Annotated in this window: 32 protein-coding genes and 1 tRNA gene; 10 read left to right on the forward strand and 23 right to left on the reverse strand. The window is 66.5% G+C overall.

Annotated elements, in window-relative coordinates:
• Window positions 1-71: 71 nt before the first annotated feature.
• From ACYVAN_RS07210 to ACYVAN_RS07220, 3 genes are all read left to right on the forward strand, one after another.
• On the forward strand, window positions 72-1,130 hold the full coding sequence (locus tag ACYVAN_RS07210; protein WP_460956976.1) for a maleylacetate reductase: 1,059 nt from the start codon (window positions 72-74) through the stop codon (window positions 1,128-1,130).
• Between the two features lie 590 nt (window positions 1,131-1,720).
• Entirely contained in the window at window positions 1,721-3,229 is a 1,509-nt protein-coding gene (locus tag ACYVAN_RS07215; protein ID WP_460956978.1) for a DHA2 family efflux MFS transporter permease subunit, read from the forward strand.
• 312 nt (window positions 3,230-3,541) lie between these two features.
• Window positions 3,542-4,051, forward strand: a complete 510-nt coding sequence (locus ACYVAN_RS07220) for a GNAT family N-acetyltransferase (protein ID WP_460956980.1) — start codon at window positions 3,542-3,544, stop codon at window positions 4,049-4,051.
• Between the two features lie 109 nt (window positions 4,052-4,160).
• On the opposite strand, the gene ACYVAN_RS07225 is transcribed toward ACYVAN_RS07220, so the two are convergent.
• Window positions 4,161-4,634: a DUF7144 family membrane protein gene (locus tag ACYVAN_RS07225; RefSeq protein WP_460956982.1), complete on the reverse strand. Its 474-nt coding sequence runs from the start codon at window positions 4,632-4,634 to the stop codon at window positions 4,161-4,163.
• 172 nt (window positions 4,635-4,806) lie between these two features.
• Here ACYVAN_RS07225 and ACYVAN_RS07230 point away from each other — a divergent pair, with 172 nt between their 5' ends.
• Window positions 4,807-5,907, forward strand: coding sequence for an NAD(P)-dependent alcohol dehydrogenase (locus ACYVAN_RS07230; RefSeq protein ID WP_460956983.1), 1,101 nt, complete (start codon window positions 4,807-4,809; stop codon window positions 5,905-5,907).
• A gap of 90 nt (window positions 5,908-5,997) precedes the next feature.
• Here the strand turns inward: ACYVAN_RS07230 and ACYVAN_RS07235 are convergent, their stop codons facing one another.
• A complete protein-coding gene (locus tag ACYVAN_RS07235; protein WP_460956985.1) occupies window positions 5,998-7,344 on the reverse strand; it encodes an MFS transporter in 1,347 nt (448 codons plus the stop codon).
• A 130-nt stretch (window positions 7,345-7,474) separates the two neighbouring features.
• On the opposite strand from ACYVAN_RS07235, the gene ACYVAN_RS07240 reads away from it, so the two are divergent.
• On the forward strand, window positions 7,475-8,419 hold the full coding sequence (locus tag ACYVAN_RS07240) for a LysR family transcriptional regulator (protein ID WP_460956987.1): 945 nt from the start codon (window positions 7,475-7,477) through the stop codon (window positions 8,417-8,419).
• A 269-nt stretch (window positions 8,420-8,688) separates the two neighbouring features.
• On the opposite strand, the gene ACYVAN_RS07245 is transcribed toward ACYVAN_RS07240, so the two are convergent.
• Window positions 8,689-9,219 (reverse strand): hypothetical protein, encoded by a 531-nt coding sequence (locus ACYVAN_RS07245; RefSeq protein WP_460956989.1) that lies wholly within the window; start codon window positions 9,217-9,219, stop codon window positions 8,689-8,691.
• A 267-nt stretch (window positions 9,220-9,486) separates the two neighbouring features.
• Window positions 9,487-10,425, reverse strand: coding sequence for a zinc-binding dehydrogenase (locus ACYVAN_RS07250; protein WP_460956991.1), 939 nt, complete (start codon window positions 10,423-10,425; stop codon window positions 9,487-9,489).
• Window positions 10,426-10,801: 376 nt separating this feature from the next.
• Between ACYVAN_RS07250 and ACYVAN_RS07255 the strand changes: the two genes are divergently transcribed.
• Entirely contained in the window at window positions 10,802-12,337 is a 1,536-nt protein-coding gene (locus ACYVAN_RS07255) for an MFS transporter (protein WP_460956993.1), read from the forward strand.
• A gap of 50 nt (window positions 12,338-12,387) precedes the next feature.
• Here the strand turns inward: ACYVAN_RS07255 and ACYVAN_RS07260 are convergent, their stop codons facing one another.
• Genes ACYVAN_RS07260 through ACYVAN_RS07280 form a run of 5 tightly spaced genes read right to left on the reverse strand, consistent with a single transcriptional unit; the run spans window position 12,388 to window position 14,784 of the window.
• A complete protein-coding gene (locus tag ACYVAN_RS07260; RefSeq protein ID WP_460956995.1) occupies window positions 12,388-13,014 on the reverse strand; it encodes a hypothetical protein in 627 nt (208 codons plus the stop codon).
• A gap of 29 nt (window positions 13,015-13,043) precedes the next feature.
• Window positions 13,044-13,625 carry a hypothetical protein gene (locus tag ACYVAN_RS07265; protein ID WP_460956997.1) on the reverse strand — a complete coding sequence of 194 codons (582 nt, stop codon included), beginning with the start codon at window positions 13,623-13,625 and terminating at the stop codon, window positions 13,044-13,046.
• Complete coding sequence (locus ACYVAN_RS07270; RefSeq protein ID WP_460956999.1) at window positions 13,625-14,167, reverse strand: hypothetical protein; 543 nt, start codon at window positions 14,165-14,167, stop codon at window positions 13,625-13,627. The genes ACYVAN_RS07265 and ACYVAN_RS07270 overlap by 1 nt, the downstream gene beginning before the upstream one ends.
• A 14-nt stretch (window positions 14,168-14,181) precedes the next feature.
• The gene (locus ACYVAN_RS07275; RefSeq protein WP_460957001.1) at window positions 14,182-14,493 is read right to left on the reverse strand and encodes a hypothetical protein; all 312 of its coding nucleotides are present in this window, start codon (window positions 14,491-14,493) and stop codon (window positions 14,182-14,184) included.
• 3 nt (window positions 14,494-14,496) lie between these two features.
• Window positions 14,497-14,784, reverse strand: a complete 288-nt coding sequence (locus tag ACYVAN_RS07280; protein WP_460957003.1) for an SAV_915 family protein — start codon at window positions 14,782-14,784, stop codon at window positions 14,497-14,499.
• A 264-nt stretch (window positions 14,785-15,048) separates the two neighbouring features.
• On the opposite strand from ACYVAN_RS07280, the gene ACYVAN_RS07285 reads away from it, so the two are divergent.
• The 4 genes from ACYVAN_RS07285 to ACYVAN_RS07300 all read left to right on the forward strand — a co-directional run bounded on the left by ACYVAN_RS07285 (window position 15,049) and on the right by ACYVAN_RS07300 (window position 17,684).
• Window positions 15,049-15,423 carry an SAV_915 family protein gene (locus tag ACYVAN_RS07285; RefSeq protein ID WP_460957005.1) on the forward strand — a complete coding sequence of 125 codons (375 nt, stop codon included), beginning with the start codon at window positions 15,049-15,051 and terminating at the stop codon, window positions 15,421-15,423.
• Window positions 15,420-15,707, forward strand: a complete 288-nt coding sequence (locus ACYVAN_RS07290; protein WP_460957007.1) for a hypothetical protein — start codon at window positions 15,420-15,422, stop codon at window positions 15,705-15,707. Before ACYVAN_RS07285 ends, ACYVAN_RS07290 begins: the two co-directional genes overlap by 4 nt.
• Window positions 15,707-16,822 carry a WXG100 family type VII secretion target gene (locus tag ACYVAN_RS07295; protein WP_460957009.1) on the forward strand — a complete coding sequence of 372 codons (1,116 nt, stop codon included), beginning with the start codon at window positions 15,707-15,709 and terminating at the stop codon, window positions 16,820-16,822. Before ACYVAN_RS07290 ends, ACYVAN_RS07295 begins: the two co-directional genes overlap by 1 nt.
• A gap of 97 nt (window positions 16,823-16,919) precedes the next feature.
• Window positions 16,920-17,684, forward strand: coding sequence for a hypothetical protein (locus tag ACYVAN_RS07300; RefSeq protein ID WP_460957011.1), 765 nt, complete (start codon window positions 16,920-16,922; stop codon window positions 17,682-17,684).
• 404 nt (window positions 17,685-18,088) lie between these two features.
• Here ACYVAN_RS07300 and ACYVAN_RS07305 read toward each other — a convergent pair whose 3' ends face one another.
• From ACYVAN_RS07305 to rpmB, 14 genes are all read right to left on the reverse strand, one after another.
• On the reverse strand, window positions 18,089-19,213 hold the full coding sequence (locus ACYVAN_RS07305) for a pentapeptide repeat-containing protein (protein ID WP_460957013.1): 1,125 nt from the start codon (window positions 19,211-19,213) through the stop codon (window positions 18,089-18,091).
• A gap of 504 nt (window positions 19,214-19,717) precedes the next feature.
• Entirely contained in the window at window positions 19,718-20,104 is a 387-nt protein-coding gene (locus ACYVAN_RS07310; protein WP_460957016.1) for an SAV_915 family protein, read from the reverse strand.
• A 21-nt stretch (window positions 20,105-20,125) separates the two neighbouring features.
• Window positions 20,126-20,347 carry a hypothetical protein gene (locus ACYVAN_RS07315; protein ID WP_460957018.1) on the reverse strand — a complete coding sequence of 74 codons (222 nt, stop codon included), beginning with the start codon at window positions 20,345-20,347 and terminating at the stop codon, window positions 20,126-20,128.
• A complete protein-coding gene (locus tag ACYVAN_RS07320) occupies window positions 20,344-20,631 on the reverse strand; it encodes a hypothetical protein (RefSeq protein WP_460957020.1) in 288 nt (95 codons plus the stop codon). Before ACYVAN_RS07320 ends, ACYVAN_RS07315 begins: the two co-directional genes overlap by 4 nt.
• 2 nt (window positions 20,632-20,633) lie before the next feature.
• The gene (locus ACYVAN_RS07325; RefSeq protein ID WP_460957022.1) at window positions 20,634-21,521 is read right to left on the reverse strand and encodes a hypothetical protein; all 888 of its coding nucleotides are present in this window, start codon (window positions 21,519-21,521) and stop codon (window positions 20,634-20,636) included.
• A 45-nt stretch (window positions 21,522-21,566) separates the two neighbouring features.
• Window positions 21,567-21,902, reverse strand: a complete 336-nt coding sequence (locus tag ACYVAN_RS07330; RefSeq protein ID WP_460957024.1) for a hypothetical protein — start codon at window positions 21,900-21,902, stop codon at window positions 21,567-21,569.
• Window positions 21,903-21,923: 21 nt separating this feature from the next.
• Window positions 21,924-22,205, reverse strand: coding sequence for a hypothetical protein (locus ACYVAN_RS07335; protein WP_460957026.1), 282 nt, complete (start codon window positions 22,203-22,205; stop codon window positions 21,924-21,926).
• 512 nt (window positions 22,206-22,717) lie between these two features.
• Window positions 22,718-22,790 (reverse strand) — tRNA-Arg (locus ACYVAN_RS07340).
• Window positions 22,791-22,866: 76 nt separating this feature from the next.
• Window positions 22,867-24,372 (reverse strand): GGDEF domain-containing protein, encoded by a 1,506-nt coding sequence (locus ACYVAN_RS07345; protein ID WP_460957028.1) that lies wholly within the window; start codon window positions 24,370-24,372, stop codon window positions 22,867-22,869.
• Between the two features lie 78 nt (window positions 24,373-24,450).
• A complete protein-coding gene (bluB, locus tag ACYVAN_RS07350; protein ID WP_460957030.1) occupies window positions 24,451-25,131 on the reverse strand; it encodes a 5,6-dimethylbenzimidazole synthase in 681 nt (226 codons plus the stop codon).
• 116 nt (window positions 25,132-25,247) lie between these two features.
• Window positions 25,248-25,487, reverse strand: coding sequence for a 30S ribosomal protein S18 (gene rpsR, locus ACYVAN_RS07355; RefSeq protein WP_460957032.1), 240 nt, complete (start codon window positions 25,485-25,487; stop codon window positions 25,248-25,250).
• 4 nt (window positions 25,488-25,491) lie between these two features.
• Complete coding sequence (gene rpsN, locus ACYVAN_RS07360) at window positions 25,492-25,797, reverse strand: 30S ribosomal protein S14 (RefSeq protein WP_460957034.1); 306 nt, start codon at window positions 25,795-25,797, stop codon at window positions 25,492-25,494.
• Window positions 25,798-25,802: 5 nt separating this feature from the next.
• Window positions 25,803-25,967 (reverse strand): 50S ribosomal protein L33, encoded by a 165-nt coding sequence (gene rpmG, locus ACYVAN_RS07365; protein ID WP_460957036.1) that lies wholly within the window; start codon window positions 25,965-25,967, stop codon window positions 25,803-25,805.
• Complete coding sequence (gene rpmB, locus ACYVAN_RS07370; protein WP_460957038.1) at window positions 25,967-26,203, reverse strand: 50S ribosomal protein L28; 237 nt, start codon at window positions 26,201-26,203, stop codon at window positions 25,967-25,969. Before rpmB ends, rpmG begins: the two co-directional genes overlap by 1 nt.
• Between the last annotated feature and the right edge of the window lie 34 nt (window positions 26,204-26,237).

A 26,237-nucleotide genomic window follows, 5' to 3' on the forward strand; every position in this document is an offset into this window, starting at 1 on the left:
GAGGTGACCCACCGACCCGAACCGGTTCCGCACCCACCCTGATCCGAACGACCGACCTCGGGGAGAACCACATGCCTGACAGCACCCGCGCGCACGTGAGCGTCCACGAGACCCTTCCCGCCCGGGTGCTCGTGGGAGCGGGCGCTCGCCACGGGATCCCGGACGAGATCGAACGGCTGGGTGGCGCCGCGCGGGTGTTGCTCGTGGCGACGGGCTCCGCCAAGGCCGCAGCCGACGAGCTGGCCGAAGCGCTCGGCCCACGGCTGGCCGCGCGCTTCGACCGGCCGGTCGTGCACACCCCGGCAGCGGTCACCTCCGAGGTCATGTCGATGGTCGATGAGACGGGCGTCGACAGCGTCGTCGCGATCGGCGGCGGTTCCGCCATCGGACTGGCGAAGGCGGTCGCCGCGCGCACCGGCGTGCCCCAGGTGGCCGTTCCCACCACCTACGCCGGATCCGAGGTGACCCCGGTGCTCGGCGAGACCGACAACGGGGTGAAGACGACGCGCCGCGATCCGGAACTGGCCCCCGGGACGGTCGTCTACGACGCCGAACTGACCCTCACGATGCCGCGCGGGCTCACGCTCACCAGCGCCATGAACGCGCTGGCCCACGCGGTCGAAGCGCTGTGGGCGCCGAACGCCACGGCCATGAGCGACGCACTCGCCACCGAATCCGCGGAAGGCATCCTCACCACACTCCCCGCGGTGCTGGCGGATCCGTCCTCTGTGGCCGAGCGCGAGCGCCTCCAATCGGCGGCCTGGCTCGCCGGACTCTGCCTCGCGCAAACCAGGATGGGGCTGCACCACCAACTGGCGCACGCGCTCGGCGGCACCTTCGACCTGCCGCACGCCGAACTCCACACGTTGCTGCTGCCGCACGTGATGGCGTTCAACCTGCCCGCGGCACCGAAGACGGCGGCCCGGCTCGATCGGATCACCGGCGGCGCCCCTATTCAAATGGTGTCCCAGCTCGCCCGCAGCCACGACGGACCGACGACCCTCTGCGCACTGGACGTGCCGCGGGACGGGCTGCGCGCCGTCGCCGAACGGGTGGTCGCCCAGCCGTACCCCAACCCGCGCTCGCTGGAAGTCGACGCGCTCGCGGGACTTCTCGAAGAAGCCTGGTAACCCCCGCCTTCTCCGCTCGCGCCCGGCCGGCGTGCGGCCACGGCTCTCGGCCGATCCGTTCGTCACCGAGGTGAGATTCGACGCGTTGCCGAAGACCGCGTCGTCAGCTACTCGCTGAAACCACCGAAAAACGCCTGTTCAGCGACACTTCACCCAGGCACGAATCCGGTCGAGCCGGGCGGGCGGTCTGTGCCGACCCGAGCGATGACCTCTACGCTGCGGTAAGCCAAGAGGGTCGGCGGTGGGGGAGTCCGCACGAGGACATCGATACCTCCACGGCGCTGGGGCGGCCGGTTCCCGACCACCGAAGCGAACCGCAGGCCGCCGATCGCCGCTCACCGCCGAGCGGCCCTTGCCGGTTCACGCTGTCCACGGCGTCGTCGCGACTTCGCTGCCCGGCACAGCCGACCGGCCAGCGAGATGCAGTGCTTCGCGCAGCCCTGGGGGCGGTGCTCGCACGGGTCGGCCTGCTCTCAGCGAACGCACGTGCCGACCCCGGTGCGTGCGCGATCTTGGACTCACGCCCTGCGTTCGACGACCAGCGGTGGCTCCAGCCGAGCCCGACCTACTTCTGCGAGGTATGCCCGACCATGACCGAATCCGTGAGCGACACGGTCGCGGACTCCGACCGCAACACCGGATCAGCACGAGTACCCGTGCTGATCGGTGTGCTGGTCGTCTCGGCGTTCGTGATGATCCTCAACGAGACGATCCTGAGCGTGGCGCTGCGCGACCTCAGCGTCGACCTGAACGTCTCCACCACGACCGTGCAGTGGCTGACCAGCGGATTCCTGCTGACGATGGCGGTGGTCATCCCTATCACCGGTTTCCTGCTGGAGCGCTTCACGCCACGCCAGGTCTTCCTGGCCTCGCTGACGCTGTTCAGCGCGGGCACGCTGCTCAGCGGGCTCGCGCCCGGATTCGCGGTACTGCTGATCGGGCGCGTGGTGCAGGCTTGCGGCACCGCGGTCATGCTGCCGCTGCTGATGACCTCGGCGATGCGCCTCGTGCCACCGGAGAAGCGCGGCGCCACGATGGGCACGATCACCATCGTCATCGCCGTCGCACCCGCCGTGGGACCGACGATCGGTGGGGCCGTGCTCGGCTTGGGCTGGCGCTGGATGTTCTGGATCGTGCTGCCGCTGGCGCTCCTCGCCCTGGCGATCGGTGCGGTCTGGATGCGGCTGGACACCGAAACGCGGCCGGTGCCGCTGGACGTGATCTCGGTGTTGTTGTCCGCCATCGGCTTCGGCGGCGTCCTCTACGGCCTGTCCTCCATCGGGGAGTCCGGCGATGGGCCGGTGGCACCGTGGATTCCGGTCGTGATCGGCGTGGTCGCTCTCGGAGTGTTCGTCGTCCGCCAGGTCCGGTTGCAGCGCCTCGACCGCGCGCTGCTCGACCTGCGGCCGTTCACCTACCGGCCCTTCTCCGTCGCTCTGGTCCTGAGCGTCTTCCTGTTCATGTGCATGCTGGGGGCCGGGGCGATCCTGCTGCCGCTGTTCCTGCAGACCGTCCTGAACACCAGCACGTTCGTCAGCGGGCTGGCGGTGCTCCCCGGCGGGCTGGTCCTCGGCCTGCTCGGACGCCCGGTGGGGCGGTTGTTCGACCGGTTCGGCGCCCGTCCGCTGGTGATTCCCGGTGCGCTGGCCACCGCCGTATCGCTGGGGCTGTTCGCCGTACTCGGGGAGGGCTCGTCGCTGGCGGCGGTCGTCGGCATCCATGTGCTGCTCATGGCCGGTATCGGGCTGATGATGACGCCGCTGATGACCGAGTCGCTCAGCGCGCTGCCCGACCACCTCTACTCCCACGGCAGTGCGATCCTGTCCACCGCTCAGCAGGTCGCGGGCGCGTTCGGCACCGCCGTGTTCGTCTCCGTCGCCTCCCTGGGCAGCACCGCGCCGTCCGGGATCCCGGACGCCGCGGGCCTGCGCACCTCGTTCATCGTCGCAGGCGGCATCGGCGCGCTCGCATTCATCGTGTCGCTGTTCGTGCGTCCGCGCCCGGCAGCCACGGGGGAACCGTCCGCGTCGACCGATGAGGCCCGTTCGACCGGTGAGGCCTCGTCCGGGGCAGCGAACGAAACCGCGCTCAAGGGATAGCCAAGTGTTGATGCTCGGCGAGGTCCCGAACCTCGCCGAGCATGCGGCATCCGCGCCGGCGGCCAGTCCCAGCGCGATGACGACGGCCGACCCCACCAGCTCGAGAACGCTCCGATCGCCACCATGCTGAGTAACAGCACCACCCGCCTGAGCCAGCTCATGACGATCAGTGCCACCCGACAGTCGCTACCCGCAGGCGTCCGGGTGGTGCGGTAGGGCGGAACACCTGTAGGGCTGAAAATCGCTTGTCCCGAGCCGGATACTGCGTCTCAGCGGAACCGAACTCGGGTTGCCGGAAGCCCGGGGAAACGGATGGACATGCGGATACGGGCGGCGGTGCGGGATGACAAGCGAACGCTGGCGCGGATCACGCATGCCGCGTGGTCCTGGGAGTCGGCCGCGAACCCGCGGCCATCGCCCGAGGACGCGTTCTTCGACGATCTGATCCTGCCCCGCGACGTCCTCGTAGCGGTGCAGGACGGGCAGGTGCTGGGACTCGTGAAGCTGGTTCCGGCGGCCCTGGCCGCGCCCAAGGTCGCTCCCGCCGTCACGCATGTTCAGGAGATCCGCGGGTTTTCCGTAGCTCCCGAACATCAGGGGAAGGGAGTGGGGACCGCGCTGCTGCACGCGGTCCGGCGGGAGGCGGCCGCGCGGGGCGCACGCCGGATCACGTTGCGGGTGCTGGGAACCAATACTCGAGCGCAAGCGCTCTACCGCAGGCACGGATACCAGGTCGAAGGGACTCTTCGGGGCGAGCTCTTCCTGCGGGAAAAGTACGTCGACGACGTCCTGATGGCACTGGATTTGAGCGACGAAGCCTGACCACCCGACGGCTTCCACCGGCGCGGCGGCTGCCGCCGGTTCGAACGGTTCGGGCCCGGCCGTTCCGCCGTGCGGTTTGAGCTGGGTTCCGCCTATCGCACGTGCCCGTTCAGGCTACTCCGGATGCGTTCGCTGAAGGTGCCACCAGCGCGTAGATCACGAGCACCGACAGGGCGATGACCAGCAGCGACCAGACGGGAAACGCGTTGAGGAAGGCCAAGTGACCGATGGCGCAGAGGCTTGCGAGCACGACACCGGTGACGCGAGCCCAGGTCTGGCCCGCCAGCGCACCCAGACCCACCGCGGCTTGCAGCACGCCGAGAGCCAACCAGATCCATCCCCAGGTGGCGTAGTCGAAGACCAGCAGCCCGCCGGAGGCGACGAAGAAGTAGTCCGCGCGGAACAACGAGGTCAGGCCACTGATGAGGTTGAAAATTCCGACCAGCAGCAGCAGCGTCCCGGAGAAGGTGAGCCAGTTCGAGATCTGGTCCGGCCGCGTCTGGGTTACTGCCCACGTGCTTTGCTCTCTCGACGTCGTCTGGGACGTGTCCTGCCCGGCGACCGGTTGGGATTCGGAAGTCATTGGTTCCCCCGGATATGTCTCGTGACGGTGACGTTCTGCGAGCATTCCGCCTCCGCAGGAGGCCTGTGCAGAGGAAGAGGACCTCAACCTCCGCCTGCGCTGCGGCCTGTGTTGGTCGGGGTGTTTCGGAGGTACCCATGATGGTGTTGGGCCACCGGAAAGGAGCCGCACCATGCGCATCACCGCTGCAGTCACCGAGCACCAGAGCGCTCCCTTCACCCTGGTTCCCCTCGAGCTGGAGGAACCGCGGTCGGACGAGGTCGTCGTACGAGTGGTCGGCGCCGGTGTGTGCCACACGGACCTGATCGTCCGCGACCAGCTGTACCCGGTACCGCTGCCTGCCGTGCTCGGCCACGAGGGCGCGGGCGTCGTGGAAGCCGTCGGCGACGACGTCACCTACGTCGCTCCCGGCGACCACGTCGTGCTCACCTTCAACTCGTGCGGTGGCTGCCGCATGTGCGTCCAGGGCCGCTCCACGTACTGCGACGAGTTCTTCGCCGCCAACTTCGCGGGCTCGCGTGCCGACGGAAGCACGCCGCTGCACCGCGATTCCGGTGATGTGCACGGGGTTTTCTTCGGGCAGTCGTCCTTCGCCACGCACGCCCTGGCAACCGAGCGCAACGTCGTTAAGGTGGATCCGACCGTGCCGCTGGAACTGCTCGGCCCGCTGGGGTGCGGCGTCCAAACCGGCGTGGGTGGTGTTCTCAACGCCCTCGACCCCTCGGCGGGCAGCAGCATCGCGGTCTTCGGCGCGGGCTCGGTCGGGACCAGCGCCGTCTTGGGTGCCGTCATCGCGGGCTGCACCACCATCGTCGCCATCGACCTCAACGAGCACCGGCTCGAACTCGCCCGTGAACTGGGTGCCACGCACGTGATCAACGCGGCCGACGGGGAGACGGTGGCTCGTCTTCGGGAACTCACCGGCGGTCTCGGCGTCGACTACACCGTGGAGACCACCGCCGTTCCGGCTGTGCTGCGGCAGGCGGTCGACGCGCTGAGCCAGGGCGGAACCTGCGGCCTGATCGGCGCCGCCGCGCTGGGTACCGAAGTTTCGATCGACATGTCGTCGCTGCTGTTCGGCCGCACCGTGCGCGGCATCGTGGAGGGCGACAGCGTGCCGCGCGTGTTCATCCCCAAACTGGTCGAGCTGTACAAGCAGGGCCGGTTTCCCATCGACAAGCTGATCCGGACGTACGCCTTCGACGACCTCAACCAGGCTGTCGCGGACTCCGAGAAGGGGACCACCCTCAAACCCGTCCTGACCTTCAACTGAAGCGTCCGCGCTTCCGGCACCGGAGTCGTCTTCGCCACCGCCGTGGGCAGAGCCGCTTGCTCATCACACGATCGAGGGCACTGAACCGGGTTAATCGACCCGGTTCCACCCACCGAGAAGCCGCTCGGCCGGGTGTCGTTCGGCGAAGACGCCACAGCACGTTCCGTGGGCGCGGGTCCTACGGCTACACCGCCTCGTGCCGGGATGCCGCGTGCCGCCGACCGTGGTGGTTCCGCGTCGACGAGCCGCGGTCGGCGAGTGCCGGTCGTGGTGCGCGGTCGTGAGCACGGTCGCGATACCGGCGAGCGGCACGAGCACGGCCGTGGCGGCGCTGAGCCAGGACACCGCCGTGGTCAACGGGTGCCAGAGGGTCAAGAGGCCGACCGCCACGGCCGGACCTCCGGAGCCGACGTAGAAGGCGAGGTACAGCGCGGAGCTGATCGCCCCGCGCTCGTTCTCGGGCGCGGCCGTGTCGATGGCGGCGGTAGCTCCGCCGTAGCTGAGTCCGTGCCCGATTCCGGCTGTCACGGCCCCGATCACGGTCCCGGAAACCGAGCCCCCGCCGGTCCACGCCAGGGTGGCGAGGCTGACCAGCAGCGCACCGAGCCCCACGAGCTGCGCCAGACGCGCGCCGCAACGGGTCACGAGGGGTTGGGACAGCACGGAACACGCCAGTACGGCGCCGACGACGCCGCCGATGATCGCCAGGTTGTCGATCTGGGCCGTTCGGCTGAGGACCGCCGGTATGACCGCCAAGAACAGACCGGCAACGGTCCACGCCAGAAAGCCGGTCGCCGCGGCGGAGGAGAACAGCGGTCGCATGCGAGGAGGTATGTGCGGTCGGGTGGGCCGCCAGCGAGTCCGGAGCGACGCGGGCGCGGGGAGGAACGACGCGCGACGCCAGCCGACCGCAAGCAAGACCAGGTGCACCAGGAACGGCAGCACCTGTGGTGCCGGTGCGTACTCCGCCAACGCGCCCGCGGCGATCGGGCCCGCAGCGGTACCGGCGACGAATGCCATGGTGGCCAGCACCGACGCCTGGACCTGGTTCCGCGCGGGAGCGTGCTCCGTGATCAACGCGGTCGCCGCTCCGGTCGCGGCCCCCAGCGCCAGGCCCTGCGCGGCGCGGCCGATCAGTAGCCAGCCCGGGCCTTGGGCGAGGGCGAAACACCCCGAAGCGAGCGCGGCCACCACCACGCTGATCCGCAGCACCGCTCGGGGGCCGACCGAATCGGTCGCCGACCCGAAAAGCAGCAGCGCGGGCGCGCTGACCAGCGCGAACATCGCGTATACCAGCGTCATCGTCAGATCGCTGAATCCGAAGGTGTGCTGATAATCCGGATACAGCGGACTGGGCAGGTATGCCCCGGCCGTGAGTACCACCAGCAGGAACACAGCCGTGCGCAGTTCGTGCGTGCCACGGCGAGTTCGGCGCACGAGCCGGCCGTGGGGCCTACGGGAACAACGATCGTCAGAGAAATCCGTCAGCAGCACATCCCGTAGCCTGCCCGCTATGACCCATGAGGAAAATCAAATGTATACGCATGAAACCGTGTAAAATATGAACATGATCGACCCGAAGCTGCGGGTGCTGCAGCTGGTGGCCCACCACGGCACGGTGACCGCCGCCGCGACGGCGCTGCATTACACGCCCTCCGCGGTCTCGCACCAGTTGCGCCAGCTGGCCGCCGAACTCGGCGTCGAACTGGTGAGCCAGTCCGGTCGCGGCATCCGGCTGACCGCCGCGGCGGCCACCGTGCTGCGCCACGTCGACGTGCTGCAGGCCCAAGTGGAGCGCGCGCACGCCGAACTGGCCGCCGCCGCGGACGAACCCGGCGGCTCTTTCACGCTGTGCGGCTTCTCGACCGCCGCCACGCACCTGCTGCCCCCGGCCGCGGCCACCCTGCGGGACCACTATCCCCAGCTGGGCGTGCGAGTGATCGAAGCCGAACCTGCCCGGTGCTTCGACCTGTTGCTGGCCGGGGACGCCGATCTCGCCCTGCTGATCGCCACCGCCGATACCCCGCCCAGCTCGGACGCGCGCTTCGACCAGCATCCGCTGCTGGACGACCCCCTGGACCTGGTGGTTCCCAGCGGCCATCCGCTGACGACACGCCGCAGAGTCACCCTCGCCGACGCCGCCGACGAATCGTGGATCATGGGACGGCCCGGCACCACCTACCACCACCTGGTGCTCACCGCTTGCATGGCCGCCGGATTCACGCCCGACATCGCCCACTACGCCGACGAGTGGGACACCGGAACCGCCCTGGTCGCCCACCACTTCGGCATCATCCTCGTGCCCCGACTCGCCCGACTGCACGACGACTGGCCCGTGGCACGCATCCCGTTGCACGGCGACCCGGCGCCCGCCCGCCGCATCCTCGCCGCCACCCGCCTCGGCAGTCGCGAACATCCCGTCATCACGACCGCCCTGAACGCCATCACCACCACCGCCACGGCCCTGCACCCACCACCCCGGCAAGCCGGGGAGCAGGCGAATGATTCGTAGGTATTGAGCTTGTCGGGGTGGTGAGTTGCGCGAGTTGAGCCCCCGGCCCCGCAACACCGGAGAGAACCCATGTTCTGGGTCCAGAACGTCAACGATCAACTGGACTCGACACGCCGAGCCCGACCGGATAAGCAGTTGCTCGGTGTCGATCAGCCGAAGCTGCTGCGCTCCAGCCAGAGTCATTTACAGCCGTATAAGGCCGGCACCAGCCCACAGCGATCGTTCTCGGCTTGTTTCGGCCCTGTCGGCAGGGCATCGATCGGAACTCTTCACTGAGTGCGCTCCCGTTTCTCCGACCGGTCGCGGAGGCCGGCGACGAGCAATGGCACCGTACCCGCGAGAATGAGGCCCAACTCTGTGGGCAACAACCACAACGGCACAGCGGACTCGTGCGTGGTGCGCCAGATGACTGCGCATAGGAGCAGGAACGCCACGCCTATAGCGGTATTGAGGCCCAGCACCGCCTTGGCGCATCGTGTCGCCGAGGCGGCACTGGCCGGGCGGTTGATCATCTCGGGGCGGCGATCGTACGGCACCTCACTGTCCGGAGTGATCCGCATGATTCCCAAGGCGAGACCACCGAACAGTGCCGTGATTCCGACGTAGACGAACGGCAGCACGAACACCGATCCCACGGACTTGCGTGACCACTCGTCGACCCCGCTCGGGCCGATGTGCTTGGGAATCAGTTCGGGTAGGTCCGAATACACCATTGCGCCCCAGGTGCCCATGGTGATGAGAAGCCCGAGACTCGGCAACAACCAAAGCCACGGGAACCGCGCCGTAGCCAAGCGCATCATCCCTGCACATCGTGTGATGACGACCATCTTAGCGGACGGAAGCCCGGCAGACCCCGCGCGAGCTTGAATTCGGAGCAGACGCATGAGCTTCGGGCGAGCAGTCACACCCACCTCGGGCTCGCTGCTCATTGGCGTCCCTTGTCCTCGCCATCTCGGTACCGAGCAAGCCTTCGGTTGAGACCCTCGCCTACCTCACGTCGATCCTGCCGTTGGAAAGCTTGCGGATCGCCAGGTACCACCCCGGTGCGTGGGTGAGGCGTTGTCTCGTCAAGTCAGGAGCACTGTCTTTCCGATGACGTCGCGCGCGGCGATTGCGGCGTGCGCATCGGCGGCACGCTCCAGTGGCAAGGTTTGCCCGATGACCGGCCTGATTCGCCCGGTCGCTAGTTCGGACAGCGCCTGATTGGCCAGCCGCCTCCAATCCTCCGCGGTGATTTCGTCCTCGATACCGAACACGGTGACCTGACGGCGCTCCGCCTCACGCATATCGATGTCGGCAACGTCGCCGGTTGCCGCACCGTAAGAGAAGAACCGCCCGCCCTCGGCAGTGATGTCGAAGGCGGACCGGCCGAGTTGGCCGCCCGCGCCGTCGAAGACCACATCCACGCCTGAGCCGTTGGTGGCCTTACGCATCCGCTCTGTCCAGCCGGCTTCGGAGTAGTCAACCGTCACATCCGCGCCCAGCCGGCGAGTATGTGACAGCTTCCGTTCGCTGCGAGCAGCGGCGATGACCTGAGCACCGGTCGCTTGTGCCAGCGGTATCAACCAGACCCCGAGGCTGCCACTCGCTGCGGTCACCAGCACCCGCTCTCCCGGTTGAAGGGCGGCCTTTTCCGTCAGACTCAAGGCCATCAGGCCGTCGTGCAGACCTGTTAACGCCTCCAGCAGATCAAGGTCCGCAGGCACCTCGAACACCTCGCCGGCTGGTACTGCGACCCGCTCCGCGCATCCTCCGCCGACGTACTCACCCTCCTCGGCGGTACCGGCGACGACCCGACGGCCAATCCAGCCAGGATTCACGCCCGTGCCGACCGAGCTCACCGTGCCAGCAACCCCGGTGCCAGGAACATATGGGGGCTGCACAGCGAAGTACTCGTGGAACAACCCGCTGCGCAGCTGAGTGTCGAGGAACAGCACTTCAGCCGCAGCCACGTCCACCACGACCTGCCCCGGCCCGGCTACCGGATCCGGCTGCTCGGTCGGCACCAATACCTCCGGGCCACCGAACCGCGTCACCTGGACTACCCGCATGCCCTTTCACCTCCGTGCTCGTTTCAAACCACAGCTGTGCCGCCATAGAAGCTAGAACTTCGACAGTGGTTGAAGTCAATTCGCGTGAGCTTCCTGCCGGAACTGTGGTGTCTCAGGACGTTGCGCTGCAGCAGAGTTTCCGATCACAGGTTGACCTATAGCTTGGTTGAAGTTTTAGCTTCGCCGCGTCGATCTGTCGCCATCCATGGACATGGAGCCGACCTCTGTCCACATGCAACCGAGAGGCCCTGGCGCCGATGCAGGTCGACACCGGCCATACCTCCTGACCATGGAACGGGTTGGGCGGACGATCGAACGAAAGGCAGTGGTGATGACGGAGTGGACACCCGCCCGTGCCGGTCGGCGGGAGTGGTGGGGTTTGGCGGTGCTCGGCCTGCCGACGCTGCTCGTGTCGATGGACGCCAGCATCCTGTTGTTGGCGCTACCCGAGATCAGCGCGCAGCTGGCGCCTTCCAGTAGCGAGCTGCTCTGGATCGTCGACATCTACACCTTCATCATCGCCGGCACGCTGGTGACGGCCGGGACACTCGGCGACCGCGTCGGTCGGCGAAAACTGCTCCTGATCGGTGCCGCGTGCTTCGGGGGCGTGTCGGTACTCGCCGCGTTCTCGACGAGCGGGCTGATGCTCGTCACGGCGCGTGGCCTGCTCGGGCTCGCCGGGGCGACGCTGATGCCGTCCACTTTGGCGCTGCTGACCACGATGTTCACCGTGCCGGCACAGCGGGCGCGGGCGATCGCGGTGTGGATGAGCTGCTTCTCGGCGGGCGTCGCGCTGGGCCCGGTCGCCGGTGGGTTGCTCGTCCAGTGGTTCTGGTGGGGAGCGGTGTTCCTGGTCGGCGTGCCGATCATGGCGCTGCTGCTGGTCGTGGGGCCGCGGGTCCTGCCGGAGTACCGCGAACCGAACGCGGGTCGGTTGGATCCCGTCAGCGTGGTGCTATCGCTGGTCGCGGTGATGGGCGTGGTCTACGGGCTCAAGGAGCTCGCGGCCGGCGGCACGGTGTCGACGGTGCTGATCGCGATCGTTGTCGGGCTGGCAGGCGGTGTGGTGTTCGTCCGGCGCCAGCTCACGCTCGCCCAGCCGCTGGTCGACCTGCGGCTGTTCACCAACCGCACGTTCACCACCGGCATGGTCACCCTGATGATGGCGCTGCTGACCACGGCCGGGATCCAGGTGTTCATCACCCAGTACTTGCAGCTCGTGCTCGGGCTCTCACCGCTGGTGGCAGGCACTTGGATGGTGCCGCAGGCGCTGGCCGTCATCGTCGGGACGCAGCTGTCGCCGTGGCTGGCTGAACGGGTGCGTCTCGCGTTCATCGTGGCCGGCGGCCTCGTCGTCAGCGGCGTCGGCTTCCTCGTCTTCACCCAGGTTGGTGGGGCGCTTGCGCTGGCGGTGGTTGTCGTCGGCAACGTCGTCGTCAGTCTGGGAATCGCGCCACTGATGGCGTTGAGCACCGAGCTGGTGGTCGGCAGCGTGCCGGAAGAGAAGACCGGGGCCGCCTCGGCGCTCAATGAGACCGTCGGGGAGCTCGGGGCAGCGCTCGGGGTCGCCCTGCTCGGCAGCCTGGGAACGGTGCTGTATCGCGCGCAGATGGCCACCGCAGCAGCCGAGTTGCCCTCGGACGCGCGCGCCGAGGCGGGCGACACGCTCGGCGGTGCGGCGGCCGTCGCCGACAGCCTGCCGCCCGCCGAGGGCACGCTCGTGCTCGACACCGCCCGAACCGCGTTCACCGACGCGTTGCAGACCGTGTCGATCGTCGCCACCGTGGTGGCCTTCGCCCTGTCCGCGTTGGTCGTCGCGGTGCTGCGCCGCGTCGAGAAACCAGAACCGGCCGATGTCGCCAGCTGAGGACCCTAGTGACCTTTGATCTGAACTCGACTTCGGACTGAGAAGCTGGCTCACTCCGGCGGTTCGGGCACTTTCAGTCGCGAGTGCACCGTGTGGTTCGTTGTCGCGCCGTTGATGAGTACCGAGTGCAGCAGACCGTTGTAGACCAGGTCCCACAGGTCGCGGTCCTCCTGCAATTCGTCCAACCGAACCTGGAGGCTGCGGTTGCCGCTGTCTTTGAGGTCCAGGTGCATCGATGCCCCGCGGTGGCGGGCTTTGATCTCGGTGAGCTCGTACAGCAGCACCCACATGCGGCCGACCTTCAACCAGTCGGCCCCCGCGGCCGCACCGACCTTGCGGAAGATCCCGTAGAAACCCAACCCCGCCACGGCAAGGAAGAGCCACATCCATCCGCTCCCGAGCCAGCTGTAGTCGAGCCCCTGTCGCACGCCAATCCCAAACCCGATCAGCACGGTGCCGACGACGCCCATGCTGATCGCGTAACGTTGGCTGTGCCGATACCATTCCAGCACCGGTCCACATCCCTCCGGTGACTGAGGTTTTCGGCGTTCACTGCGATCGCGTTCGGAATCCTGGTCCTTCGGCGGCTTGTCCCACTTGATGAACCCCGGCGCTCGCGGTGGTCGGGGTTCACCCGCCCACGGGTCCGGTCGGGGCGGCAACTGCTCCGGCAGCACTGGATTCTCCTCCGACATACCTCGTCCGCCTATTCGCCCGTCAAGGCATTCTCTGCTGTGGTAGCGAGGAAGTCCCCGGCCATACTTCCGAGGGCTCCGCCCACCACGGTGCCGACACCGGGGCAGATCGCCGAGCCGACCGCAGCACCGGCCGCGCCGCCGACTGCGGCTCCGCCGAGGCTGGCACCGGTATCCATTGCGGCCTCTCCAGCCGTATCGGTGCCGGTCACGTAATCGGTGACTTCCGAGCCCACCGTCATTGCTGTCCCCGCATACGGCACACCGCGGAGCACGGAGCGCGTCCCTTTCGCGGCTTTGGAACCGCTCTCCACGTACGTGCTCGCGTCCGCAGCGACGGCGTCGCCGACCCGGCCAAACTTCTTGGCGAGCCGACCCGTCCTCTCTCCTCGCGCATCAGCGACCGTGGCCTTGGCCTGGGTCTGCATGGCGGCGACCTTGGTCTTGGCGGCGTCGCTGCTGTGGTCGGCTGCCTTGGCCAGCTTGTCCATGTCCTTCGCTTGGCCTTGCAGGGCGTCGGCCTTGTCGAAGAGGGCGGAGGCGCTGTCGCTGGAGGTTTTGATCGCGGTCAATCCGCCGGTCACGGCCCGCATCACGTGGGTCTTGACGGTGTTGAAGGTCTCGTTCGGGTCCTGCAGGTCGCCTTCGAGCTTGCGGTGCGCGTCCTCCTGCTTGTCCGCGCGTCTGCGATCGTTTCGCCGGCTGCCTCGAAGGCCTTCTGCTTCTTCTCGGCCGCTCCGCTCGGACCATTCGGCTGCCCAGCAGGGCCAGAGGGGCTCGGTTTCGGCGGCAGGATCTTCGTATCGTTGATCACCAATCCGGCTTCACGGGCGGTGCCACGCGCATCGGCCATTCGTGAGTTCACGGTGCCGATCTCGTCGGCGAAGACCTCCAGGGCCGTCTTGACCTTTTTGACCCCGCCTTCCAGCTCGTCGGCGTTCGTGGCGTGCCTGCCTAGCTCACCGCGTGCCGCGTCCGCCGCAGTGCCCTGCCAGAAGCCCTCGGAGGGACTTCGCTGCTGGCTAGCGGTGTCGGCCACTTCGGTGATCCCGCTGGCGAGCTTGCCCAACCACTCGGCAGTGCGCCGACACGTGTCGGGCTTGTCCAGGACCTCGGTATCCAGTTCCCCGGCCATGTCCTACTCCCCGCTCAGTCCGGCCGACCGGCGTACTCGTCGTAGTATTCTTTCCGCAGCTGTTCGGCGTTGCGGTTGTCCACGTCGCCGTAGCTCCCGTCGCTGGCATCGATCTTGCCCGCGACTTCGTCGATCGTGGCGATCAAGCCTGCCGCGGCCTGCGAGAGCTTTCCCAGCGTGTGGCTCATCTTCTCGGCCGAGGTGCTCACCTCGGGCATGTCGGGTGCATTCTTCGCCGCGCTGTCCAGTTCGTCCGTGCTGCTTCTCAGTGCAGACGCCATCTGCCGCACCTGGTCATGGGCGACATGGACTTCATCTCCGGCCATGCCTCACTCCTCCCCGCCGTGCCGCAGACGTTCCGGCAACGGCGTGTCCAGACAAATCGTGTGTGCTCCGCACTGGCGTCGGATGTCGCCGAGCAATCCGGCAGGGACGGGAGCCGCAGCCTGATGAGGACCGCACCCTAGGCGCAACGCTGCTTCCGACGTGTAGGCCAATGCTTGCAACGATCCGTCGAACGCCGCGATCTCCGAGACCCTGTTGGTGAACACCTGCTGCGCCGTGACCTGCGACCCAGCCCCCAGGGCGAACGCCGCACGAAGATCCAATTTAGCCATCAAGATCAAGACTATCGAGCGGCCCGAGCACCGTCAGAATAACGAGAAGGATTGCTCCAACCCCTCACTCGAACAGACCAGATCGGTCGTCCAAACAGCAAATGGCCTCGCCACACTCATCCAGCACTGTGCCTGTAGGCATCGACCGTTGCGCCACTCGGCCATCTGAGTGATCTCCACTGTGCGTGATCACGCAACTCAACACTGCCACGGGAATGGCTCCGTTACCGTGCCAACGGAGGCAATGTCGGATGAGGTGTGTTTGTGAACTGGGATGGTAGCCCGCAGTGGGGGGATCTCGGGCAGCCGGCGACTCCGGCTGTGTTCGGTTCGGAGTACGCGGGATACGAGTCGGAAGACGCTGCACAAACGGTCTACCTCCTGTCGCAACGGGTGGGCCTGCACGACCGTGAGGCGCGGATTGAGCTGCGCCAGGACAGCGATGGACGGTTGGTGATGTTGGCGTACTCCTCCCTGGAGGAATTGGTGCGGGCCTGCGGCACCGCGCAGCCGTGGATCGCGGTGTCGCTCGATCGCGTATCGGGAGTGAAGCAGGAAGCCGGCGCCGAACTCGTCTTCTGGGACGCCGAGCTGCCTAGTGAACTGCGGCACAAAACCAATGTGGAGGAAGATTCGTGAACGGCCTCGGTGTTTCCCCGGACGCACTGCATCGGATCGCGAACGGGATGCACGCCTCAACGGACCGCCTCGGCGCAGCGGCACAAGAGCCCGTTAGCGAAGTGAATGCGGGCCAGTCCACAGCGGAGGTCCAGGCCTCCATCGCAACTCTGCTCCGAGCGGCAGCAGGCCTGCTGGATGGAACGGTCCGTACAGCCGAGGACGTTTCTGCTGGGCGCGCGGCCTACAGCAAGACCGATCAGAACGCAGCCGATGAGCTGCCGAAGGTCGATGGGGGTAACTGATGCCGCACTCGGTCAATACGGTCGTCGAGGCTGACCCTGGTTCGTGCCGCGAAGCAGCTCGCTGGCTGGCGAAACTCCATGATGGGGTGCACGACTTGGGTACCGGGCTGCACAAGGCGGAGTCGAATTCCGAGGCGGTTTGGAGAGGAGAGGCTGGTGAAGCGTTCCGCGAGCTTGTCTCAGGAAACGGCGGTGATGCCGACCAGGTTGCGGAGTTCCTGAACCGCACCAAGGTCGCTGTGGAGGAGTTCGCCGACACGATTGCCACGGTTACAAGCCGCATTGACCAAGCTCGCATGGTGGCACAACGAGGCGGTTTGGTTGTGACTCCAACGACTATCGAAAAGCCACCGAAACCCGGTGTGGAGCTCTATAACCCCGGCCCAGGTGCCGACAATGACCGGTCGCCAGAAGACCGGCGAATCCTCGCGGCTTACCAGGAAAAGGTCGATATTTGGAACGAGGTCCTCAGTACCGTTCGCGACGCGCGTGGCGAAGAGACCGAGGCACACGAGTCGTTAGTCTCGGCGCTGAAGGTCAACAATGGTCTCGGTGACTACCTCCTGCCCAAAGGCTGGGCGTGGGCACCGATGCTAACCGGCGCCTACTCGGGCTCGCATCTGACCGCCAAGGCCTTGACGGAGGCGGCTGCCACATCACAGGCCCGTGCTGAGGGAGCTCTTGCGGTACTTGACGACCCGACGCTGACACCAGCGGACCGGCAAAAAGTCCTGTCCAATCAAGTGGTGTGGGCAGGGAAGGTGAAAACGGCGCAAAACGCAGCACAGCCAGGAAAGAGCGTTGATGCCAAGATCCCGGGTCCTGGTCGTGCAAAGCAAATTGTCGGGAAATCGGTCAAGGGCGTAGGCATCGTGGGCGGCATCGTCGCCGTCCGTAGTGTGAAGAAAGAGATCGATGCGGGCGTACCTGCGGACAAGGCGATTACGAAGGGGGTAGCCCAGACCGGAACCAGCGCCGCAGTTGGCGTTGTGATGACCGGAGCCGCTGCCGCTGGATACATTGGCGCAGTGACCGCGACTGGCGGCACTTTGCTGATCGGTACGGCGCTGGCCGCAGGGGTGGGCTACTACGTTGATCACCACTACTACGACTGATGAGCACGGACGCTGATTGATGACGACGAAGCTGCCGCCCAAGCCGGACGTGCATACAGGGGAGCCGCGTCCGCCGGCTGCGCCGACCGTTCTGAGCATGCCGAGCGGATCGAGCAAGGAGCCGGGAAGTAGCGATGTATCCCCGGACGGGCGTGGTCCGGTCTTGGAAGTCCAGGGCAATGCCTGGTGGCTCGCACCCGCAACGGCGGGTTTTCTTTCGCTCGTCACGATGATCGCGTTCACGGTGATGGATGGGGGCGGTGACTGGGCGGAAGAGCCCTTCTCGTGGGGTCTCATCGGCGTGGTGTTCGTGTTCACGCTGCTGCGCGAGTGGAGTGTCAAGCTCGTGGCCGGCGCTGACTGGCTTCGGGTGAACCGTCGCTGGGTCGACACGTACCGGATCACCCACATCACCCTGCGAGGAGTCTGGTTCGGCTGGTTGCTGCGGTTGCACGATGCCGATGGTAGGCGTGTGCGCACCTACATCAGTGATCTCGAAACCAACGCCGAGCTGTGGGCGTTGGTCTACAACGGCATGGCGCATTCCGTGCGCAACGGAGCGAAGATCAACAACCTGGCCGCTGGGATGCTCCGACTGCGCCCCGGGTTCGAAGCACTGCGCCACCAGACCCGTCGGCCCACGATCCCGGACCGAGTCGCCTGGACGTTTCTGCTCGTGATCGCAGCCGTCTTCGGCGCCATGTACCTGTTCCGCCCCGACCTGCTCGGCCCAGCACTGATGATCTTCACCGCGATCGTGCTCGTCGTCATGGCAGGGGTGGGGCTCCTGCTGTTTCTCGCCCGCCGGCGGGAAAACGCCCTCGACGCCCAGCCCGGAACGACACAACCTCCGAAGGAGTAGCGCCAGCAGCGCAGCTGGCCAGCTACTGTTGGTTTTTGTGGCCGTTTTCGGAGGGACTCCGCCGCTTCGTCTGCCTGCGGTGCGGCCGGTGACGTGCTGATTAGTTGTCATTGTTTTGGCTGGTTGCCGTTGGCGTGTGCACCAGATGTGCTCCGAGGCCACTTGGCGCCTCAATTGGTTGAGCACGGCGGTAACGGGTTCGGCACCACACTTGGTGATGTACTGGAGCTCGGGAATCTACTGGCCAGCGACAGCAGGGGCGAAATGCTCTCTGACCAGGCAAAACCCTGTTGTTGCTTGTCATTGTTTGCGAGCTGTCGCCATGCTCAGACTTACCGGATTTGTACCCCCGTGGACTGGACTCTCCGGGACTGCTCGCCTCTGTGTCTACCTCTCACCGCGCCTCAAGGGCTGTCGACCATGGGAGCGGGGTGCGCGTCGTTTTCTTCAGTATCGACGCGTGCCAGGTGGCGCCATTGCTCTTCGCCATCGGGCAGGCGCTCATCTTCCGAGCACGCGGTAACGACATATCCTTGAGGCCAGGTCCGGTTGCTCAACACGTCTTGGGTCACATCGAGCCGTACCCGGATTTCGTTGAAGCTGGCGTCCTTGCTGAACTGCGTCCCGCGGAAGCTTGCATCCTTGCTGAACTGCACCGCTGGAAAGATGGCGTCCTCGCTGAACTGCGCCCCGCGGAACCAGGCGACCTTGCTGAACTGCGTCAAGGAAAACCAGGCGTCCCCGCTGAACTGTGCCCCGGAAAACCAGGCGATCTTGCTGAACTGCGCCCCGTCGAACCGGGTGTCCCTGCTGAACTGCGCCCCGGCGAAGCTGGCGTCCCCCTTGAACTGCGCCCCGGTGAAGAGGGCTTTGTCGAGTTGGCATTCGTGTAGGTCGAAGTCGAGGAGGGTGGCGCCGGTGAGGTCGAGGTGAATGCCTCTCCAGTGCTCATCAGCCTGGTCCTTCGAAGTCTTACGGGGGCGAAGGTTAGTGGCGAGGATGCGTTGCGCAGTGAGGCGGACTTCGCGTTCGTGCTTACGACGTTCGTTCTCCTGCCGGTGTTCTTCGGCGGGTTCGGAGTCGGGCGGGGTGTAGGGCATCCGCAGGTAGGCGCAGAGCACGTTGACGATCGTTTGCTGCTGATGGGGCGTGTTTTGCGCCAGGCGTTCGAGGGTGTACATGCCCGCCAGCCGGACCGGCGCCTCCGTCGAACCGAGCTGTTCGGTCGCTTTGGCGAAGTCTTCACCGAAGAGCCGGGCATCCTCTCTCGATTCGGCAGCCTTTTGTCGTTTCTCGGCGGTCTCTCCGAGTCGTTGTTTTCGGTAGGAGACGACCAACGCGACTACTGCGCCGATGCCGCCGACGAGAGCCAGGATAATCTTGACGAAGTCGAAGCTTTCCTTGGCCGTCCAGGGCTTGCCGGTGATGACGCTTGGTTGGCCGATGCTCCACCACAGTCCGGAGCCGAGGGCGATGGCTAAGACGACGGCCATCGCGAGCATGAGGGCGATGTGGACGACGAGCGGCATGGCGAACAGGCGGTCGGAGTCGGTAGTGGCGTCGGAGCAAACGCATGATCATTGTCTACGTCACCGGGCCCCTGCTCGACAGTCACTTGACGAGATTCGAGCGGACGCCCTGTCTGGTGGCAGGTTCTGTCGAGACTGCTGTTGATGTCTGTCGGGACCTGCGACGCAACCACAAGCAGGAGAGCCGTGCATGAGTTGACGGATCGTAAGCAAGGTGAGGGTGAAGGTGCCCACCTACGCCAAGCGGCCACACCGTCCCGTGCATATAGTGCGCCGATCTTCGTGTGGCGCGTCGCTCCCGGCGGCCCCTCCGTGGTTCCTGGCCGCCTGCTTTCCTTTCGCGCCCGGCCGCCGGCGCCGGGATCGGCGTCAGCCGCACGCCCGGCGACCGGCTTGGCCGGGCGCACCAGACAGCAGGCAGGCGGCCCCGGAGGGGCTGCCCTTGATGAAGAAAAGAAACTCTGAACACACGAGCTCTGGACCCGTTTGGTACTGCAGTGGCGATCAGTCCGCGGGGAGCACTGGGTCGATTTCCAGGATGTCGGCTTCGCAGGCGTGTTGGACGGGTTGGAGTTCTGACTTCGGGATTGCGATCCAGGGTTGTTCGTTGCCGAGGCAGGCTGCCAGTCGTTCCGGTGTGCTGAAGGCCAGCATGACCAGCTCGTCGTCGGGAGTACGTGCGAGCTGGACGGTTACCTCGCTTTGCGGCGGGGTGGCCTCTTCAGCGGGGATGACGAATGCTTGCTCCTGGGGTTGTGGGGGTGTTGTCTCCGCGGGGTTGGAGTCGGCCTCAAGCTCGTCCGCAAGTTCGTCCTCGTCGAGTCCCTCCGCGCCGAACACCGCAGGCGCGACGCCTTGGTCATCGGGGGAGAATATGTCCGCGTTGCCCACCACTCGGCTCCCTGATTGTCGCTACTGCTCGTCGGCATCTTGGGCGCGGCGAATGAGTTCCCACGCGATCCCAGCCATCCCGACGAATAACAGTGCCGCGAGCACACCACTACCGACTTCGGCGGCGTGCGGGTCCCACCCAAACGCGGCGGCGGCGGGACCGGCCACCCACAGCGGAACCAGTGGAACAGTCATCAGCACCAGGCCGACGAGGACGATCCGTCCCGAGCGTGGCTGGCTCATTGTTCGTGCTTGCCTTGGTCGGTATTTCCTCCGTCGGCATCCCGATAAGGCTCAAGCAGACGGTTGACTTCTGCGCCAAGCTCGCGACGTGCTTGCCACCGAGTGATCTTGTAGCTGACCCACCACATGAGGCCGAACCAGACCATCGTGATCAACGCACCTATCGTCGATCCGGTAGAGCGTTCGAGGCCGTGGGACTCGGCAACGCCCGGTGCGATGGCCAAGGGGGCGATGCCGATGGCGCATAGCAGTAGGACGAGCACGAGCTTGAGGAACTTGGGCATGCCTACCACTTCGATAACGGAACTGAGCCTGGGTGCTTCTGCTCGACCTTACGCATCTCTTCCTGTGATTTGCCGTACTGGTCGAGAGATTCTTTGCCGACTTCCTTGGAGTCGTGTTTGAAGTCTTCCCAAGTGTTGTCTTGGAAGTAGCCGTAGACGGTGCTTCCGGCCACGCCTACACCAACACCCACCAGTGTTACTGGTCCGCCTGCGAACCCGGCCGTCGTAGCAGCGGCCGCAGCGCCTCCACCTGTGAGGGCTCCGACTCCCCATACTTCGAAGTTGGTTTTCAATGTCTTGCCGACGGGTTTGCCTTCGACGATGATCTGTCGGCCGGATTCGATGCCGGTGAGGATGAACGTAGGGACTGATCCCATGCGGCCGATTTCTCGTAAGACACCCGGTTTCGAGCCGCCGAAGTTCTTGGTCAGCGGGTTGAACGCGAGGTTGCCGGTTTTGGTGTTGCCGAGGTTGGCCAGTGCGCCTGCGTTGGAGTCGGCTTGTTGCTGGGTGAGTCCGATGCTGGACATGAGGCGGGTTAGATGCGCCTCGCGGGCGGCGGTTGGCATGCTGGAGTTGGCGGAGAGTTGTCTGAATTGCTCGACAAACTGCAGTCGCTCGGTGGCCATACTTTGGAGTTTCGTCGCGGCGCCGTGGAGTGCTCCCACGGTGGCGACGGAGTTGGCGATCCAGGTGGCCGCTTTGGTCAGCGATGCGACGAGGTTGTTGGCATCGGCCAGAGCGGAGTTCAGTTCTTCGTGGGCGGTGCGTTCGAGCCGTCTGGCCCAGTTGACCAGGCCTTCAGCTTCCCGCCAGGCGTCGAGCTTGGCCTCCAGCTCCTGTTGCCGTTGGTGAGCGGGATTGAGACCCGGCAGCGACGGGCTTCCCATTCCCTCCGGCGCGGCCTGGGTGGGGTCACCTGGCGGCTTTTCGATCTACCAGCCTCGGACGCTCAAACCGCCTTCCCGGGCCACCTGCCTGGCGTGGTCCATTCTGGACAGACACGTGGCGATGTAGTCGGCGAAGCTCTCCAGCGCCCGTACGATCTTGTCGGTGATCCGGGCGAGCTCGTCGATATCGTGAGCACTGCGTGATGCCTCGTCCCGGAACGCCTCGGCGGCTGCGCCTTCCCACTCGGCCTCCGAGGTCGAACGGCTCTTGTGCACCGCCGTCGCCGCATCGCGATGGGCGGTACTCAAGTGCGTGAGGTACCGCGCCCCCTCGCGAGCCGAAGACGGGTCCGCGAGAACCTGCGTGTTGACCGCCGTCATCTGCTCGTCCCCCGGTAGTTCTTACTGCTCGTGGCGGCCGAACAGGTTCGCTGCGGCTTCGTCGTTGTTCAGGTACGTCTCGCGCGTGACCTGAACGTCGTTGGTCATCTGCTGCACCCCGGCCAGCGCCCCCGCGCTGGACTGCATAAGCAACCCGAGCGTTTCGGCCACGGTCGACGTGGATTCCCCCGCGTCGATGCCAGGCGGCTGTGAGTTGGCGATGTCTTCCAAGCCGTGCGCACCGCCGTCGAGGATGCCCCGCATCCGCTCGAGCAGCTCCGGCGGAACATCAATGCCAGCCACGGTGCTCCCCACGTCGTTGATCCACCTCGACCGCACAGTATCGAACACATTTCAGCTGGTGGAGCGTAGTTCTACTCGTCACCCGAACAGCCCAGCGAAGTCCGTACGCCAGCCGTGGCCGTTCTGAGTGAGAGCTCATGCGATGTGCTGCATCCACACATCAGTCAGCATCCGACGAGGCGGCGACCTGCGGATTGACGTGTAACAACGCCCGCGGGTGGTGTGCGAGGCCTTCGCCGGGACGCAGTCGAAAGGCCTGCACCTGCAGGCCTTTCGACACCGGGGGGTCCCAGCTGGATTTGGCCGATCTGTTCACCCGGGAGATCGCCGACTACCTCGGCCACGAGCGGGTCAGCATGACCCAGGACGTGTACATGAGCCGGAAGGCGGCGGGCAGTTCAGCGGCTGAAGCGCTGGCGAAGATGCAGCTGGAGAGCCGAGCCACTGTGGAGATAAAGTGGGGGCCGATCATCGCCGGAATCGGCTCCCACCATCGCTTACCTGCGGTGTTGCGCCCCCGGGAGGATTCGAACCTCCGACACCCGCTTTAGGAGAGCGGTGCTCTATCCCCTGAGCTACGAGGGCGAGATCGACCTTGGCCGATCTCCTGCAGGGTACCTCGCTGCGCCTCGGGCGCCGACACGTGGTGGGCGTGGTGAGGTCAGGCGATGGTGGGGCGGTCCTCCGCCGGGCCGGTCCGGTCCACTTCGATGCGGTTGCGGCCCTCCCGCTTGGCTCGGTAGAGGGCGAGGTCGGCGGCGGCGAACAGGTGCTCGAAGGTGACCATGCCCGCGGCGACACCGATGCTGACGGTGGGTTCGGGCAGGTTGGGGAGCAGGATGCGCCAGTCGTGCTCCTCGACGGCTGCCCGGATCCGTTCGGCGGCTCGCGGGCCCGCGTCCGAGACCTCCTCGACGGAGTCGAGCAGCAGCACCACGAATTCGTCACCGGCCCAACGGCAGATGAGGTCGCCCGCCCGGCATTCGTTGCGCAGCGTCCGCGATATCTCCTGCAGCACCGAATCCCCGGTGGTGTGGCCCGCGAGGTCGTTGATCTCCTTGAACTGGTCCACGTCGACCATCAGCAACCAGGGCACCCGCCCGGCGGCCGCGGTGCGGTCCAGCAGGGCGGGGGCGTGCTGTTGCAGCCCGCGCCGGTTGGTCAGGCCGGTCAGCGAATCGCGGTTGGCCACTTCCTGCGCTGCCAGGGCGAGCCGTTGCGCCTGAACGGCGACGCGGCGCTGTTCCAGTGCCTGCCCGAGCCCTTCCTGCAGCGTCCGCACCCCGCTGAGGCTGGTTTCCACGGTCCGGCGAAGTGCGACCGCCTCGCCGGTCGGGTCGCGCAGTTCCCGGCAGATGTCGGCGAGGTCGAAGGAGAAGCGCATCAAAAACAGCGCGTCGTGGATGTTCTCCGCACCCTCCAGCGCACGGCTGAAGTATGTGCGGGCCGTTTCGATGCTGCCCAACCGCTGGTGGCAGGACGCGATCGCCCAGTTCGACAGCGAACCGGTGAACTGGTCCTCGGCTTCGACGCTCAGCCGGGCGGCTTCCTGGGCGAGCGGCAGGGCCCGCTCGGGTTCGTCGCGCGCGGCCATGGCGCGGGCGAGCCCGGCCAGTGCCGTGCGGCGGAGCTGGCCGTGCGAAGACAAGGAGAGTGCCTCGTCGAAGAGCGCGTGGGCGGTGTCGAAGTCCTCCCGGGCCGCTTCCGGGGAGCGACGTCCGCCGGCCTGGATCAGCACGATGCTGGCCTGCCTGGTCAGGCAGTGCGTCAATGCCGCCTGCTCGTTCGATTCGCGGGCGAGGTCCACGGACAGGCACAGGAACTGCTGCGAGGTTCTGCGACGTCCGATCAACGCCTGCAGGTAGCCGATCATGCCGGTGGTGTGTGCCGCGCCGGTACCGGAAGGATTCTTCAGGTCCAGTTCGGTCCAGCCTTCGGCGGCGAGTTCGATGCTGAGCGCGATCCGATCGAGCCGCCAAGCCAGGGTGGCGCGATGCACCAGCACCGTGGCGCGGTTCCACTGGCTGCCGACGAAGTTCGGGCCGGGGGCGATCAACTCGTCGAACGCCACGTCGGCTTCCCGAGTGCGGGCGGAGTCGAGCAGTATCCGGACGTTCCGGTCCTGTGCCGGAACATGCCCTGCCAGCAGCGTATCCGCCAGTCGCACCGCGTCCTCGCTCGACGTCGCCGGGACGGACGACGCTGTCCTTCCCGGACGAAGATTGCTCTCCGTTCGACGACCAGGCTACCGGGCGGAACGTCGCGTGTACTTCTCGTGATGGACGACAGACTCCAGCGGCATGCGTTCGCGCCAACCGTGTCGTTCCAGGTCAGGTGTCTCGGCGAGGGCCTGTACCGGCCCGAGGCAGAGCCAGGCTACCGGGCGTACCCCGGACGGGATGTCCAGCAGCCTCCGCAGGAAGTCTTCCCGGTAGAAGCTGACCCAGCCGACGCCGAGGCCTTCGGCGGTCGCGGCCAGCCACAGGTTCTGGATCGCCAGGCACACCGAGTACAGGCCCGCGTCGGCGATGGCGTGCCGGCCGAGGACCGCGGGCGAACCGCGCTCGGGGTCGTAGGTGACGGCGATGCCCAGCGAGGACTCCACCACACCCTCCACCTTGATCTTGGAGAAGGTCTGGGCCCGCTCGCCGCTGAGGTCGGCCTCGAACACGCTGCGCTCGGCCAACACGTGGTCGCGGAATGATCGCCGGGTGTTCTCGTCCCGCACCAGCACGAAGTCCCAAGGTTGGCTCAGGCCGACGCTGGGGGCGCTGTGCGCTGCGGTGAGGACGCGGGTCAGCGTGTCGCGGTCGATTTCCTCGCCGGTGAATTCGGAGCGCACGTCGCGACGGCGCCGCATCACGTCGTAGAGGTCGGCGGACGGCGCGTGGTCGCTGATCGGAGGTACTCGTCGGGTATTGCTCATTCGGAACATCCTGCCGTGTGCCGTTCGGGACGCGGCAACGCCCCGAACGGCACACGTGCTCGAATTCACCGCGCGCGGGTCGAGGCGCGGTGATCACGACGCGCGCCGTGCGGTGCTCACCTGTGTGAGCTCCGATGGGGCAGCAGGGCCATTTCCCGCGCGTTCTTGATCGCCTTGGCGACGTCGCGCTGTTCCTGCGGGGTCAGGCCGGTGACGCGGCGCGACCGGATCTTGCCCCGGTCGGAGAGGAACTTCCGCAGCAGCGCGGTGTCCTTCCAGTCGACCTCCACCACTCCCTCCCTGCGCAGGAGGTTCTCCTTCTTTCGCGCTCCGGGGCGTCGTTCGTTCCTGAGCATGGGTTCACCAACTCGATTTGGCTACGCCGGGCAGTTCGCCGTTGTGCGCCAGCTCGCGGAGCCGGACGCGGGAGAGCCCGAACTTGCGGAAGTAGCCGCGCGGGCGACCGTCGATCACGTCGCGGTTGCGCAGCCGAGTGGCGCTGGCGTCCCGCGGCTGGCGTCGCAGCTCGGCGAGAGCCCGGTCGCGTTCGGCCTGGCCGCTCGCCGGCGACGCGACGATCTTCTTCAGCTCCCGCCGCCGGGTGGCGTAGCGGGCGACGGTGTCCCGGCGCTGCCGGTCACGGACGATCTTGGACTTCTTGGCCATCGTTCCTATTTCTCCTCGCGGTACCAGACGTGCCGCCGCGCGACGGGGTCGAATTTGCGCAGTCGCATGCGATCCGGGTTGTTTCGCCGGTTTTTCCTGGTCACGTACGTGTGCCCGGTGCCTGCGGTGGATCGCAGCTTGATGATCGGGCGGACCTCGCTTGCGGCCATCAGACGTGTTCTCCCCTGGATCGCATGTCGGCCACCACCGACTCGATGCCTCGTTTGTCGATGGTCTTGATGCCCTTCGTGGACAGCCGGAGGCGGATCCAGCGTCGCTCGGAGGGCAGCCAGTAGCGGCGTTGCTGCACGTTCGGCAGCCAGCGGCGGTTGGTGCGCACGTTCGAGTGCGAGACCTGCTTGCCGTATCCGGGTTCCTTCCCGGTGACTTGGCAGCGGACGGACATGGCTCACTCCTTGATAATGAAACCCGTTTTCATT

The organism is Parasphingorhabdus pacifica, from assembly GCF_054779195.1.

Coding starts and splice junctions, on each gene's coding strand:
- rpmG (WP_460957036.1), bottom strand. CDS start 25,967: ATGGCCGCAAGCGAGGTCCGCCCGATCATCAAGCTGCGATCCACCGCA.
- ACYVAN_RS07245 (WP_460956989.1), bottom strand. CDS start 9,219: ATGATGCGCTTGGCTACGGCGCGGTTCCCGTGGCTTTGGTTGTTGCCG.
- ACYVAN_RS07230 (WP_460956983.1), top strand. CDS start 4,807: ATGCGCATCACCGCTGCAGTCACCGAGCACCAGAGCGCTCCCTTCACC.
- ACYVAN_RS07220 (WP_460956980.1), top strand. CDS start 3,542: ATGGACATGCGGATACGGGCGGCGGTGCGGGATGACAAGCGAACGCTG.
- ACYVAN_RS07240 (WP_460956987.1), top strand. CDS start 7,475: ATGATCGACCCGAAGCTGCGGGTGCTGCAGCTGGTGGCCCACCACGGC.
- ACYVAN_RS07265 (WP_460956997.1), bottom strand. CDS start 13,625: ATGCGGGCCGTGACCGGCGGATTGACCGCGATCAAAACCTCCAGCGAC.
- ACYVAN_RS07315 (WP_460957018.1), bottom strand. CDS start 20,347: ATGAGCCAGCCACGCTCGGGACGGATCGTCCTCGTCGGCCTGGTGCTG.
- ACYVAN_RS07215 (WP_460956978.1), top strand. CDS start 1,721: ATGACCGAATCCGTGAGCGACACGGTCGCGGACTCCGACCGCAACACC.
- ACYVAN_RS07270 (WP_460956999.1), bottom strand. CDS start 14,167: ATGGCCGGGGAACTGGATACCGAGGTCCTGGACAAGCCCGACACGTGT.
- ACYVAN_RS07210 (WP_460956976.1), top strand. CDS start 72: ATGCCTGACAGCACCCGCGCGCACGTGAGCGTCCACGAGACCCTTCCC.
- rpmB (WP_460957038.1), bottom strand. CDS start 26,203: ATGTCCGTCCGCTGCCAAGTCACCGGGAAGGAACCCGGATACGGCAAG.
- ACYVAN_RS07280 (WP_460957003.1), bottom strand. CDS start 14,784: ATGGCTAAATTGGATCTTCGTGCGGCGTTCGCCCTGGGGGCTGGGTCG.
- ACYVAN_RS07305 (WP_460957013.1), bottom strand. CDS start 19,213: ATGCCGCTCGTCGTCCACATCGCCCTCATGCTCGCGATGGCCGTCGTC.
- ACYVAN_RS07295 (WP_460957009.1), top strand. CDS start 15,707: ATGCCGCACTCGGTCAATACGGTCGTCGAGGCTGACCCTGGTTCGTGC.
- ACYVAN_RS07225 (WP_460956982.1), bottom strand. CDS start 4,634: ATGACTTCCGAATCCCAACCGGTCGCCGGGCAGGACACGTCCCAGACG.
- ACYVAN_RS07330 (WP_460957024.1), bottom strand. CDS start 21,902: ATGACGGCGGTCAACACGCAGGTTCTCGCGGACCCGTCTTCGGCTCGC.
- rpsN (WP_460957034.1), bottom strand. CDS start 25,797: ATGGCCAAGAAGTCCAAGATCGTCCGTGACCGGCAGCGCCGGGACACC.
- bluB (WP_460957030.1), bottom strand. CDS start 25,131: ATGAGCAATACCCGACGAGTACCTCCGATCAGCGACCACGCGCCGTCC.
- ACYVAN_RS07255 (WP_460956993.1), top strand. CDS start 10,802: ATGACGGAGTGGACACCCGCCCGTGCCGGTCGGCGGGAGTGGTGGGGT.
- ACYVAN_RS07325 (WP_460957022.1), bottom strand. CDS start 21,521: ATGGGAAGCCCGTCGCTGCCGGGTCTCAATCCCGCTCACCAACGGCAA.
- ACYVAN_RS07320 (WP_460957020.1), bottom strand. CDS start 20,631: ATGCCCAAGTTCCTCAAGCTCGTGCTCGTCCTACTGCTATGCGCCATC.
- ACYVAN_RS07300 (WP_460957011.1), top strand. CDS start 16,920: ATGCCGAGCGGATCGAGCAAGGAGCCGGGAAGTAGCGATGTATCCCCG.
- ACYVAN_RS07275 (WP_460957001.1), bottom strand. CDS start 14,493: ATGGCCGGAGATGAAGTCCATGTCGCCCATGACCAGGTGCGGCAGATG.
- rpsR (WP_460957032.1), bottom strand. CDS start 25,487: ATGCTCAGGAACGAACGACGCCCCGGAGCGCGAAAGAAGGAGAACCTC.